The sequence below is a fragment of the Glaciibacter superstes DSM 21135 genome (genome assembly GCF_000421145.1).
GTDB classification, from domain to species: Bacteria; Actinomycetota; Actinomycetes; order Actinomycetales; family Microbacteriaceae; genus Cryobacterium; species Cryobacterium superstes.
On the sequence record NZ_ATWH01000013.1, the window covers coordinates 1 to 13,027 of the forward strand.

Below are 13,027 nucleotides of genomic sequence, written 5' to 3' on the forward strand. Positions count from 1 at the left end.
AACTCGTCGATCGAATCACGGGAACAGAACCTCGCAAACTGGGACCACGCCCACCGGTACTGCATCCTCGTCGACGGCGCATGGCCGAGCGGACTCATTGCCGCGTCTGCCTGCGCGATTAACTCGCCTATTGAAACACTCATCTCCGGCTCACCTCCAGTGAAAATCGAAAGAGATGAGCCAGCGTAGGCGGGCCGCGATTATCCCGAGGAAATCAGCTCTCAGGCCGCCATTGCACACGCCCGCAGAGCAGGACTCGGGATAACAGACTCCTCGGGATAGTCGCGCTTATCCCGAATTCGGGATAAGCGCGACAAGGCTACGAAGGAATTGTGGAGAGCTACGACCTCCCCAATATGAAACTCAGGACGCTCAGCATCGGCCTGAACTACGGCGCGATCGAACGGGGTGAAATTCAGGCGGCAGACGTATTCACCACCGATCCGCAATTGCTGCGCTCCGACCTGGTCGTGCTTGAGGACAATCTCAAACTTTTTGGATTCCAGAATGTTTCGCCGGCTATCCGCAAAGACACCCTGGCTCGTGTCGGAGATGACGTGCCGGATGCCCTCAACCAGCTGAGCGCGCTCCTGACACTCGACGCAATGCAGGCGATGAACGAGGCTGCCGCCATCAACCGACTCGACCCGGCGCAGGTGGCCAAGAAGTTTCTTTCCGCCAACAACCTCATTTGATCGTTCGCCACTAACCGAATTTCGCCACTAAACGAATAGGGACCACTGATGACAGCTATCGATTTAGAGCAATCTTCTTCCATTGTTTTCGACGCAGCGACCAAGGTATACGCTGGGCAGCCCCGTCCGGCCGTCGATAACCTCTCACTCACCATCGAAGCGGGCCAGCTCTGCTGCATTGTGGGGCCGTCCGGCGGTGGAAAGACCACCACTCTGCTGCTCGTCAATCGATTGGTGGAACTGACAAGCGGCGACATCCGCATCGGCGAACAGAGCATTCACGATATCGACCCCATCGCGCTTCGCCGAAGCATCGGCTACGTCATCCAGCAGACCGGCCTGTTCCCGCACCTGACAATCGCAGAAAATATAGCCCTGATCCCACAGATCCTCAATTGGGATAAGGCCCGCATCCGAAAGCGAACCAATGAGCTGCTCGAACTTGTGGGACTCGCCCCTGTCGAGACATTCGCCAAGCGGTACCCACACGAGTTGTCGGGCGGGCAACAACAGCGGGTGGGGATAGCTCGCGCACTCGCCGCCAACCCCCCGGTCATGTTGATGGACGAGCCCTTCGGCGCCCTCGACCCGATAACCCGAGCGAATATCCAGGACGAATTCCTGTCGCTGAAGGATGAGATCGGCAAGACCACCATTTTCATCACCCACGATATTGACGAGGCCATCAAGATGGGGGACAAGATGGCCATTCTTCAGGATGGGGGCGTGCTCGCACAGTACGGCACCCCTGAGGCGATCCTGTCGCACCCTGCTAACGAGTTCGTGGAACGCTTCGTCGGCGAAGATCGGGGTCTCAAGCTGCTGACGCTGCGTACCCTCCAGCGAGCCCTGGAACAGGCGACGAATCGCCCGGTGCTGATGCGACGCTCCGAAATTCAGGCCTCGAACCTGCCGCGCATTCCGGAAACAGCGACCATGCAGGCAGCCCTCTCCCTGGCTCTCAATTCGCAGTCGACAGCCGTCATCGTTACGAGCGAGAACGGTCTGGACGCCGTCGAATTGTCGGTGCAGAGACTCGTCGAGCTCGGTTCGACAACCACCGCACCGCCAAAGACTTCGCGAGCGAGGGCAGACGCTTGAGCGTCACGACAGCGGTGGAGCCGGTCATTCCCGATTACGGCCAGGCCAGCGAATGTGTGGTCAACAATGGCGCATTCTGCGTTGATTGGTTCGTACAACAATGGCCTACGGTCTTCTGGCCGGCCCTCGTCGAGCACATCGGACTCACGCTCATCGCCATTGTGATCGGCTTTGTACTCGCATTTCTCGCTGCCCTCGTCGCACACCGATTCTCGGTTGCCGCCGCCCCGCTCAACGGCATCGCCGCTGTGCTGTATACGATCCCTCCACTTGCGTTGTTCATCCTGCTGGTCCCGTTCACGGGTCTCTCCGTCCTGACTGCTGAGATCGCGCTGGTCGCTTATACGCTCCTCATCCTCTTCAGCAATACGCTCACCGGCCTCAACAACATTCCGGCGGACGCGAGGCGGGCGGCAGTCGGCATGGGCCTCACCCGCTCTCAGATCCTGAAACGAATCGAGCTTCCCCTCGCAGTACCGGCCATTATCGGTGGGCTTCGGATCGCCAGCGTATTGACCGTGAGTACCGCCACCATCGCGGCGTTCATCGTTGATGCGGGTCTCGGGTCTCCCATTCTCAAGGCGATCCAATCCCCATTCAACACCCAGTTCATAGCAGCTGGTGCCCTTGCCGTGCTGCTCGCCTTCGCCGTAGACGGCTTGTTGGTGCTTCTCGGCAGGGGGCTCGCCCCGTGGGCGTTGCGAAGGAGGAACGCATGAGTGATTTTCTCGGATTCATCGGGTTTTCGGTCAACAATTTCGGGCTCCTGCTCGACAAGACCATCGAGCATCTCGCGATTAGCTCCACCGCGCTGCTCATCGCGATCGTCATCGGCATGCCGATCGGGCTGTGGCTCGGCCACATCCACAAGGGTGAGTTCATCGCGGTGAGCATCTCAAACCTGGGACGCGCACTGCCCAGTCTCGCGCTGATCGCCATCCTGATCGGCGTCGTCGGAATCGGCTTCACCAACGTCGTCATTGCGCTCATCGTTCTTGCGGCACCGCCCATACTGACGACCACGTTCCTCGGAGTGAACGGGGTCGATCGGAGTCTGACCCAGGCCTCCCGCGGAATGGGTCTCCGCGGATGGCAAACACTGGCCAGGGTCGAGCTGCCACTTGCGCTGCCGTCAATATTCACCGGGTTGCGCACTTCGGCGGTGCTGGTGGTCAGCAGCGCCACATTGGCCGCGATCGCCGGCGGCGGAGGCCTCGGCGACATCATCCTGAACCAGGTCGCCTACGGCATGAGCGGCGTGATCGCCGGTGCGTTGTGGGTCGCCGTCCTCGCGCTGGCTACCGACGGGCTGTTCATCGTTCTCCATCGCCTCGTCACTCCGGCCGGCATACGGTCCCGCACGAAGAAGCGGGTGGACGGGCCACTGGCCGCGCCAAGGGTGGACGATGCCAGTGCACCGGAAGAGCAGGGAGTGCTCACCAGCCGCTAGTTCGTATGGCGAGGGTCAGCGAGGGGCGTGCGACCACTCCAGGAGCCGCTCCAGCGGCCAGGTGGTAACGATCCGGTCCGCGGGAACCCCGTTCTTTGCCGCCCGTTCCGCCCCGTACTGGAGAAAGTCGAGCTGCCCGGGCGCGTGCGCATCGGAGTCGATACTGAACAGGCAGCCGGCCTCGAGCGCCACGGCGATGAGTTCCTCCGGCGGATCCTGCCGCTCCGGCCGCGAATTGATCTCCACCGCAACACCCTGCTCGGCACACGCAGCGAACACCCGCTCCGCATCGAACTCCGATTGTGGCCGAGTTCCTCGCGACCCCTGCACCAGCCGCCCGGTGCAATGCCCGAGAACGTTGGTGTGACGATCGTTGATCCCGGCGAGCATCCGTCTCGTCATCGTGTCCGCGTCCGCACGCAGCTTCGAATGCACACTCGCCACAACCACATCCAGCCGGTCGAGCATCTCCGATGACTGGTCAAGATCCCCACTCTCGAGAATGTCGACCTCAATGCCACGCAGTAAACGAACGCCGCATAAACGGATGCCGTCGACGTCGCCGTTGATTCGCGCCACCACATCGAGCTGATCGGCGAGCCGCTCGGCGCTCAGCCCATTGGCGACCCTGAGACTCGGAGAATGATCGGTCAGTGCGAGGTACTCACGACCAAGCATCCGAGCACCATCCACCATCAGCTCGATCGACGTGGTCCCATCCGACCACTCGCTGTGACTGTGCAGGTCACCACGCAACGCCGCCAGTAGCTCAGATCCACCGGAGGCCAGCGCAGCAACCCCCTTCTGCCGCAGATTCTCCAGGTAGTCCGGAACCTGCCCGCCGATCGACTGGGTGATCACCTCGAAGGTTCTGCCGCCAATACCCTTCATTCGTTTGAGGTCCCCGTTGGCGGCGCGCTCGGCCAACTCGTCAGCGCCCAGGCCGGCAATGACGACGGCCGCCTTCCGAAACGCCTGCACCTTGAACGACGGCGCAAGGTCGCGCTCCAGCCAGAAAGCGATCTCTCCCAAGGCGTCAACGGCATCCATAGAACCATTTTGCTCCCCTACCAGAAACAGCACACCGTCGAATCGTGACGGTGTGCTGGCTTCCAGTGCATATGATCAGCCCATGAAGAGAGCACACTCCACAACCCCGGACGCGAAGCAGGGACGAGCCCTGGCCGCCGCCAGCGGAGCCCCAGCAGGCGTGCCATCGCTCCGCATCAACGCCTTCCGTATCGGCCTGGTCGGCGGACTGGGCGTTCTGGTCGCGATGCTTATCGGCTCGATGGTGACCCAGTTGGCGACCACGCTCATCTACGTCGGCGTCGCCCTCTTCCTCGCGCTCGGCCTCGATCCCCTGGTGTCGTGGCTGGAGAAGAAGCTGTCACGTGGTCTGTCGATCACCGTGGTCGTGCTGGCCGTCATCGGCGCGTTCGCCGGCATCCTGTTCGCGATCGTACCGATCCTGGTGCGGCAGATCACCAACCTGGTCGAAGACTTCCCCAGCATCTCCCAAGACTTCCTGAACAGCGACTTCGTGAAGTGGGCCCAGGGTCTTTTTGGGGAATCCTTCGACATCGACGCCGCGCTGAGCGGCGCAACGGACTACATCACCAACCCAGACAACCTGCTCTCGCTCGGCGGCGGCATCCTCTCGGTCGGGGCCGGAGTGGCCAGCGGGGTCACCGGCGCAATGATCGTCCTGATCCTGACCCTGTACTTCCTCGCATCGCTGCGATCGATGAAACGAGCCACCTACCGATTTGTTCCCGCATACCGACGCGAGGGCTTCGCGCGCGTGATGGAAGAGATCACCCAGGCAGTCGGACGCTACGTCGTCGGCCAGGTCGGGCTCGCACTGATCAATGGAGTCCTCAGTTTCATACTCCTCAGCATCATCGGAGCGCCCCTTCCCGCCCTGCTCGCTCTCATCGCGTTCATCGGCTCGATGATCCCGCTGGTCGGCACGCTCAGCGGCGCGGTGATCAACAGCCTCATCTGCCTGATCGCTTCCCCGCAGACCGCGCTGGTCGCCGCAATCTACTACCTGATCTACCTGCAGGTCGAGGCCTACATCCTGAGCCCGCGAATCATGAATCGTGCGGTTGCCGTTCCCGGTGCGCTGGTGGTGATCGCCGCAGTTGCCGGCGGTGCCATCGGCGGAATCCTCGGTGCCCTCGTCGCAATCCCAATTGCGGCATCCGTCATCATCATCGTGCAGAAGGTGGTGTTCCCGACCCAGGACGCCAAGGTCGCTCCGGCCGTTCAGAGCGGAGACATCAGCCCGGCGACCAACGGCTGAGTGCGGGAGAACGGGCAGCGCTGGGATGGTCAGCTGCCCAATCAGCGTCGACCGTCAGCGTCGACTGTCAGCGTTGCACGGGCAGGCTCGCGGTGTCGTAATGGGGCTGGCGTCGCGGCAGCAGTAGCGTCAGCACAACACCGATGATCGCCGCTACTGCACAGATAGCGAAGCTCAACTGGAATCCGAACGCGTTCGGCGTGGTGACCCCATCAACGGTGATGACGTTCGCAGAAAGGATGAGTCCGATGACGGCACTCGCCGCTGTCGAGCCCAGCGTGCGCATCACTGAATTCAGGCCATTGGACGCCGCGGTCTCCGATGCAGGAACGGCCGCCATGATCAGGGTCGGCATGGCCGCATAGGCGAAACCGACCCCGAATCCGACAGCCGTCGCGATGAGCACCGTGTGCCAGACCTCGGTCATCAGCCCGACCGCCAGCGCGTACCCGACGGCGATGATCGCGATTCCGAGCAACAGGCTGGTTCGCGCCCCTCGCCGGTCGGTCAGCCTGGCCGCCGTGCCGGACAGCGCCCACATGATCAGGCCGCTCGGCATCAGGCACAGGCTGGCGATCAGCATCGACTGGCCGAGACCGACACCGGTGTCGGTCGGAGCCTCGAGCAACATCGGCACCGCGACTGCGCTCGCGAAGAACGCAAAACCGACGGTGACCGACGCGAGATTCGTCAGCAACACGGTGCGGCGCATAGCGACCCTGATGTCGATGAGCGGACTCTCCACACGCAGCTCGAAGAGTGTCCACAATGCGAGCACCAGGACTCCGCCCAGCCCGATACCCAGGGTGAGCGGGCTTGACCAGCCCCACTCGTTGCCCTTGGAGATCGCGAGCAGGATGCCGACGAGGCCGATCGCCAGGCCGGCAGCACCGACGAAGTCGAATCCGCCCTCACTACGGAGCGTGCTGACCGGAACGTAAACGAACACGAGCACAAAGCCGATCACGCCGAGTGCCCCGGACACCCAGAACAGCATGTGCCAGTCGAGGAACTGCGAGATCACAGCCGACACCGGAAGCCCGATCGCGCCACCGATGCCGAGCGTGGCACTGACCAGGGCCACGGCCTTGCCGAGTCGATCCCGGTGCAAGACGTCGCGCAAGACGCTGATGCCCAGGGCGATCACGCCGAGCCCGGCCCCCTGCAGCGAGCGTCCGATCACCAACGGGATCAGCGTTGACGAAAATGCCGCGATCACCGAGCCGAGCACGAGGCTCGCCAGCAGGATCAGGATGATTCGCCGCTTGCCGTAAAGGTCGCCAAGGCGACCGCCGATCGGGGTTGCGACGGCGGCGGCGAGAAGCGTCGCCGTCACGACCCAGAGTGCATCCGGCGTCGACACGTCGAGCAGGTGCGGTAGCTCGGGCAGGAGCGGCGTCACGAGCGTCATCATGAAGGAAGCGACCAGCCCGGTGAACGCCAGCGAGGTGACGATCGCGCGGTCGTTGGCCGGTCTGCTGAGCCTCCGGCGTTCTGCGTCGCTCAACCAGGGTGGGCTTTCCTCCCGTTCATCCGGGTTCTGCTCGCCGTTCTCGTCGTACTGATCTGGGTCTTTCATCGGTCCTTTCGCGCGACAGGTGCACCGGCCCCCCGCCGACAGGGACAACCCTATCCAGAGCCACCGGCATTCCCTGGCGGTGATATTTCTTCCCGCGTTTGTTGCCAAGGGATGCCGTTCGCGCGCTACTGCGCCACCCGGCGCGTCACGTCAAGCGGATTACGGACCGTGACGAACGCGGTAGCCATATGACGCTTGTGCTCGCGGCTCACGCGTGCAGCTTGACAACATCGTCGCAGCCAGGAAATAGCAGACAGGCAAAGCCGAACACAACGTCGGAACGGGCAGAATCCGGCAATCGAAAGGGACGACGTGTCACACAGCAGCAGCACGTACAGAAGCAGTACGTCACTCAGAAGACGAACTGCACTCATCGCGGGGGCAGCACTCGCCGCGATCGCCATGCTCAGCGCCTGCGCGAGCCCGGCTGCCTCCGGAGCCGGAGGCGCCGCATCCGAAACTGGCGACCCGGTCACGGGCGGCACCCTCACCTACCTCGAATACCAGCCGACCACCTGCCTCTACGCGCCGGGAACCGGCTTCTACCCCAACGGCGGCCTGCTCAATCAGATCACAGACAAGCTCACCTACCAGAACCCGGAAACCCTCGAGATCGAGCCGTGGATCGCCGACTCGTGGACCGTCAACGACACCGCCACCGAATACACCTTCGTCATCCGCGACGGCGTCACGTTCTCAGACGGCACGCCGCTCGATGCCGCAGCCGTCGCCGCGAACTTCGACGCGTACGGCCTCGGCAGCGAAGAGCTCAAGCTGCCGATTTCTGAGGCGATCAACAACTACGCCGGCAGCACCGTGGTCGACGAGCACACCGTGACATTCAGCTTCACGCAGCCGTCGCCCGGGTTTTTGCAGGGGACCTCTGTCATCCAATCCGGACTCGTCTCGCCGGCCACCCTGGCGCTGCCGTATGAGGAACAGTGCCAGCTGAAGAACATCGTCGGCTCCGGCGCATTCACGGTCTCCAGCCAGGTCGTCGACAAGGAGGTGGACCTCGTCGCCCGCGACGACTACGACTGGGCGCCCGCGAACAGCGAGCACCAGGGCCGCGCCTACCTCGACGAGGTGAAGATCATCGTCACCCCAGAAGACAGCGTGCGCATCGGTTCGCTGCTCTCCGGCCAGGCCGACTACGTGCGCTACGTGCAAGCCTTCGACGAGGCCAGTGTCGAGGGCGCCGGTTTCGACCTTTACGCACCGCAGACGCGCGGGGTGAACAATGGGCTGTTCCTGCGTCCGTCGAACTCGATCCTGCAGGACGTCGACGTGCGAAAAGCCCTGCAGGCAGGCACAGACACGCAGGAGATCGTCGACACGATCTTCACGAAGAACTACCCGCGCGCAACGTCGGTGCTCTCCTCGACCGCTCTCGGCTACGTCGATCTCTCCGATCAGCTGACCTATGACCCCGACAAGGCCAACGAGCTGCTGGATGCCGCGGGCTGGAAAGCCGGGGCAGACGGCACCCGCGAGAAAGACGGCGCCCAGCTCTCGCTGAACGTGTTCGTCGCCGGTGCGCAACCGCTCTCGAAGCAGACCCTGGAACTGGTCGCCCAGCAGTGGACGAAGATCGGCGTGCAACTGAACGTCAAGCCCGCCGATTCCGGAACCATCGCCGCCGACATCAAGGACGCAGAGAAGACCGCACTCAACCACTCGATGGTCGGTCGCGCAGACCAAGACGTCATCAAGAGTCAGTTCCACACCGAGAATCGCGACGTGATCCTCTCGAACGATGCGGAGCTCGATGCGCTGCTTGACGCGCTGGCCTCCGAGCCAGACACCGATGCCCGCAACGCCAAAGTTGCCGATGCGCAGAAGTACATCATCGACCAGGGCTATGCGATCCCGTTCTTCGAGGAACCGCAGGTATACGGCGCCGCGAACTACGTGCACGGCATCGGCTTCGAGGCCGTCGGACGCCCGAGCTTCTACGACGTCTGGCTCGACAAGAAGTAACGGATGCCGTCTGGCGGCCGCGCAGGCGGCCGCCAGACGGACACCACAGAGCATCAGCCCACCACAGAGCATCAGCCCACCACAGAGCATCAGCCCACCACAGAGCATCAGCCCACCACAGAGCATCAGCCCACCAAAAAGCATCAGCCCACCACAGAGCATCAGCCCACCACAGAAGGAGAGTGACATGACCAGGTATCTCACGGGCCGCATCGGCCAGGCGGTGCTGGTGCTCTGGGCTGCGTTCACGGTGACCTTCGTGCTGCTGCAGGCGCTGCCAGGCGACTCGATCATGATCAAGTTCGAGAACCCGGAACTCGGCCTCAGCCCGGCACAGATCCTCGAGGTGCGCGCCAGATACGGCATCGATGAACCCGCCGTTCTGCAGTACATCCACACCCTCATGGGCTTTCTCGCCGGCGACTTCGGCTATTCGATCGAGACCGGCACCCCTGTTCTGCAACGCCTCGCCGAAGGGCTGCCGGAGACGGCAAAGCTGGCCGCCGGCGGCTTCCTTCTCGCCGTGGTGCTGGCCGTCACGATCGCCTTCGTCTCGAGCTACACGCGATTCGCCTGGATTCGCGGCGTGCTGCTGGCCGTTCCGAGCCTGTTCATCTCGATTCCGACGTTCTGGCTCGGCATCCTGCTGATCCAGGTGTTCTCCTTCCAGCTTCGGCTGGTGCCGGTGATCGGCGGCACAGAGGCGCAGTCGCTCATCCTGCCCGTGCTCACGCTCGCCGTGCCGATCTCGGCGCCGCTGGCCCAGGTGCTCTGCCGCAGCCTCGATGCCGTCTACACACAGCCGTTCGTCGCCGTCGCCCAGGCGAAGGGTGCATCACGGCAATGGATCCTGTGGCGCCACGTTGCACGCAATGCCCTGGTGCCGACCCTGACCGTCGCCGGTCTCACCTTCGGTGAGCTCATTGCCGGGTCGGTCATCACCGAGACGGTGTTCGGGCGGAACGGCATCGGCCGACTGACCGAGCAGGCCGTCACCGCGCAGGATATTCCCGTGATGCAGGCGATCGTGGTGCTCGCCGCCTTCGTCTTCGTGTCGGTCAACCTGATCGTCGACCTGCTCTACCCCGTGCTCGATCCCCGCCTTGCCGCGAAAGGACGTGTTGCCGTATGACGATCACCGAGTCACAGCAGGCCGGAACGACGAGCCTGACAACTCCGACCACGAAGGCCCAGCAGGCCTGGCCCGAAACCGGCCAGCAGACAACCGAACCGCCGAGAACGGATGCCGGGGGGCGCGTTACCGAGGGCGCACCCGCGAAACGGCGCCGTCGCATCCCGTCGATCGGGCTGATTCTGGCCTGGGCCATAGTGGCGGCCGCGTTGCTCTGGGTTGTCGCTCCCGGCCTGTTCACGGCCTACGACCCGATCAGCGGTGTGGCGGCCGAGAAGTTGCAGGCGCCGAGCATTGCGCACCTCTTCGGAACCGATGCCCTCGGCCGTGACCTCTTCGCCCGTGTGGTGCATGGCGCGGTGCACTCGCTCAGCGGCGCCTTTATCGCGGTGGCGGTCGGACTCGTGGCCGGCACGAGTATCGGACTGGTTGCTGGTTCCGTCGGCGGCATCCTCGATGCCGTGCTGATGCGCGTCATCGACGTGCTGCTGTCGATCCCCGGCCTGCTTCTGGCCCTGACCATCATCATTTTGCTCGGTTTCGGCACGGTGAACGCGGCCATCGCCGTCGGAGTCGGATCGATCGCCGCTTTCGCCAGGCTGAGCCGCTCGGAGGTCGTGCGAGTGCGACGCACGGACTACGTGGAGGCCGCGTTCGGCTCCGGTGCCCGTCTGCCGATCGTGCTCTTGCGGCACGTGTTACCCAACTCGATCGCTCCGGTGGTGGCGCTCGCCGCCCTCCAGTTCGGCGTCGCGATACTCGCCATCTCCACCCTCGGCTTCCTCGGCTACGGCGCCCCGCCGCCCACGCCGGAATGGGGCCTTCTTATCGCCGAGGGGCGCAACTACGTCGCCACCTCGTGGTGGCTGACCACCTTCCCAGGGATCGTTGTTGTGCTGGTGGTTCTCGCCACCAACCGCATCAGCCAGTGGATCGGCGGTGAGCGCGCATGAGCACCACCGCGTTGTCTCAGGCGGTGCTGTCTCAGGCCGCGTTGTCTCAGGCCGCGTTGTCTCAGGCGGAGCCCACCGAAGTCACCTCCGCCGCGGCGGCTTCGCTCCTGGCGGTGCAGAACCTCGCCGTCTCGTATCGCAGTCAGGGCGCTCAGACCCGGGTAGTGCACGACGTCTCGTTCCGGATCGAACCTGGCGAAGTCGTCGCGGTGGTCGGTGAATCCGGCTCGGGCAAGTCGACGACCGCGCACGCGATCATCGGGCTCCTCGCGGGCAACGGCCAGATCGATCATGGGGCCATCCTGCTGAACGGCACCGACATCTCCGGCTGGAGCGACAAGCGCCTCGCCGCCGTGCGTGGCGCGCAGATCGGCCTGGTGCCGCAAGACCCGACCAGCTCGCTGAACCCGGTCAAGACCATCGGCGCCCAGGTCGGCGAGGTGCTGCGCATCCATCGCCGCGGTCCGCGCGCCGGCATCCGTCACCGTGTTATCGACCTGCTGGCCCGCGTCGGCCTGCCAGACCCGGAATTGCGGGCCAGGCAGTACCCGCATCAGCTCTCCGGGGGCATGAGGCAGCGGGTGCTCATTGCAATCGCGATCGCCCTCGAGCCGCAACTGATCATCGCCGACGAGCCGACCAGCGCGCTCGACGTGACCGTGCAACGGCATATCCTCGACCTGCTTGACGGACTGCGCGCCGAGTTCGGCACCGCGATCCTGTTCGTCACCCACGACCTCGGCGTTGCGGCGAGCCGGTCGAGCCGCATCGTCGTGATGCAGGGCGGGCGCATTCAGGAGCAGGGAGCCACCGCCGACGTGCTCGCCAACCCGCAGAGCGATTACACGAAGCGCCTGCTTGCGAATGCACCGTCACTGGCGCCAGCCGGATTCCGCGAGGCGCGGGCACCGATCTACCTGCGCGATGCCGGCGCGGTCGCTGCCGAGAACCCGTCGGCGATCGTGGTCAGCAACCTGGTGAAGGAGTTCGGGCACCGGCGAACGGATGCCTTCCGCGCGGTCGACGACGTGTCATTCAGTGTTCGGCGCGGCACGACGCACGCGCTCGTGGGGGAGTCAGGGTCTGGCAAGACCACCACCGCGCGCATGATCGTGCGGTTCGAGCAACCCACCAGTGGGCGCGTGGAGGTCGACGGACAGGATGTCGCCCCCCTGCGGGGCGAGGCGCTACGGCAGCTACGCCGGCGCATCCAGTTGGTGTACCAGAACCCGTTCGGTTCGCTTGATCCGCGGCAGAGCGTTGCCGAGATCGTCGCAGAGCCGCTTCGAAACTTTGCGCTCGCTGACCGGCGTGGCCGTGCCGCCCGCACTGCAGAACTCGTCGACCGAGTCGCCCTGCCGGCAGCTGTACTGGAACGGAAGCCGCGTGAGCTTTCGGGCGGGCAGCGGCAGCGGGTCGCCATCGCCCGGGCTCTGGCCGTCGACCCCCGGGTGATCGTGCTCGACGAGGCCGTTTCGGCGCTCGATGTCACGGTGCAGGCGCAGATTCTCGACCTGCTGGGGCAGTTGCAGTCCGACCTCGACCTCACCTACCTGTTTATCTCCCACGACCTGTCGGTCGTGCGGCAGATCTCGCACTCGGTCTCGGTGATGAGCCGGGGCCGCATCGTGGAGACCGGCAGCACAGAGCAGGTGTTCCTGCGCCCGCAGCACGACTACACGCGGGAGCTGCTCGCCGCCGTGCCCGCACCTGCACCTGTACCTGCACCCGCGCCTGCACCCGCGCGAATCGGGGGCTAATTCAGGATGAACCGTCGGAATCCCCGCAAATGGCGCCCGATTCATCCGTTTCGTACAGGATCTCCTGAG

Annotated in this window: 12 protein-coding genes; 10 read left to right on the plus strand and 2 right to left on the minus strand. The window is 64.1% G+C overall.

The window, feature by feature from the left end; translation table 11 throughout:
* The first annotated feature begins 332 nt into the window (after positions 1–332).
* Genes K323_RS26955 through K323_RS26965 form a run of 4 tightly spaced genes read left to right on the plus strand, consistent with a single transcriptional unit; the run spans position 333 to position 3,246 of the window.
* A complete protein-coding gene (locus K323_RS26955; protein ID WP_022886557.1) occupies positions 333–695 on the plus strand; it encodes a glycine betaine ABC transporter substrate-binding protein in 363 nt (120 codons plus the stop codon).
* A 48-nt stretch (positions 696–743) separates the two neighbouring features.
* Positions 744–1,796, plus strand: coding sequence for an ABC transporter ATP-binding protein (locus K323_RS26960; RefSeq protein WP_022886558.1), 1,053 nt, complete (start codon positions 744–746; stop codon positions 1,794–1,796).
* Positions 1,793–2,515 carry an ABC transporter permease gene (locus K323_RS0117495; RefSeq protein ID WP_051147414.1) on the plus strand — a complete coding sequence of 241 codons (723 nt, stop codon included), beginning with the start codon at positions 1,793–1,795 and terminating at the stop codon, positions 2,513–2,515. The genes K323_RS26960 and K323_RS0117495 overlap by 4 nt, the downstream gene beginning before the upstream one ends.
* A complete protein-coding gene (locus K323_RS26965) occupies positions 2,512–3,246 on the plus strand; it encodes an ABC transporter permease (RefSeq protein ID WP_022886560.1) in 735 nt (244 codons plus the stop codon). The genes K323_RS0117495 and K323_RS26965 overlap by 4 nt, the downstream gene beginning before the upstream one ends.
* Before the next feature lie 15 nt (positions 3,247–3,261).
* Here K323_RS26965 and K323_RS0117505 read toward each other — a convergent pair whose 3' ends face one another.
* Entirely contained in the window at positions 3,262–4,296 is a 1,035-nt protein-coding gene (locus tag K323_RS0117505) for a PHP domain-containing protein (protein WP_022886561.1), read from the minus strand.
* An 82-nt stretch (positions 4,297–4,378) separates the two neighbouring features.
* On the opposite strand from K323_RS0117505, the gene K323_RS26970 reads away from it, so the two are divergent.
* Positions 4,379–5,554 (plus strand): AI-2E family transporter, encoded by a 1,176-nt coding sequence (locus K323_RS26970; RefSeq protein ID WP_022886562.1) that lies wholly within the window; start codon positions 4,379–4,381, stop codon positions 5,552–5,554.
* A 67-nt stretch (positions 5,555–5,621) separates the two neighbouring features.
* Here the strand turns inward: K323_RS26970 and K323_RS0117515 are convergent, their stop codons facing one another.
* A complete protein-coding gene (locus K323_RS0117515) occupies positions 5,622–7,133 on the minus strand; it encodes an MFS transporter (RefSeq protein ID WP_022886563.1) in 1,512 nt (503 codons plus the stop codon).
* A gap of 312 nt (positions 7,134–7,445) precedes the next feature.
* Between K323_RS0117515 and K323_RS0117520 the strand changes: the two genes are divergently transcribed.
* Genes K323_RS0117520 through K323_RS26980 form a run of 5 tightly spaced genes read left to right on the plus strand, consistent with a single transcriptional unit; the run spans position 7,446 to position 12,958 of the window.
* On the plus strand, positions 7,446–9,113 hold the full coding sequence (locus K323_RS0117520; RefSeq protein ID WP_022886564.1) for a TIGR04028 family ABC transporter substrate-binding protein: 1,668 nt from the start codon (positions 7,446–7,448) through the stop codon (positions 9,111–9,113).
* A gap of 3 nt (positions 9,114–9,116) precedes the next feature.
* Complete coding sequence (locus K323_RS30085; protein ID WP_169515679.1) at positions 9,117–9,299, plus strand: hypothetical protein; 183 nt, start codon at positions 9,117–9,119, stop codon at positions 9,297–9,299.
* A gap of 1 nt (position 9,300) precedes the next feature.
* Entirely contained in the window at positions 9,301–10,245 is a 945-nt protein-coding gene (locus tag K323_RS0117525; protein WP_022886565.1) for an ABC transporter permease, read from the plus strand.
* Positions 10,242–11,198: an ABC transporter permease gene (locus K323_RS26975; RefSeq protein WP_022886566.1), complete on the plus strand. Its 957-nt coding sequence runs from the start codon at positions 10,242–10,244 to the stop codon at positions 11,196–11,198. Before K323_RS0117525 ends, K323_RS26975 begins: the two co-directional genes overlap by 4 nt.
* On the plus strand, positions 11,195–12,958 hold the full coding sequence (locus K323_RS26980) for a dipeptide ABC transporter ATP-binding protein (RefSeq protein WP_022886567.1): 1,764 nt from the start codon (positions 11,195–11,197) through the stop codon (positions 12,956–12,958). Before K323_RS26975 ends, K323_RS26980 begins: the two co-directional genes overlap by 4 nt.
* Positions 12,959–13,027 lie beyond the last annotated feature (69 nt).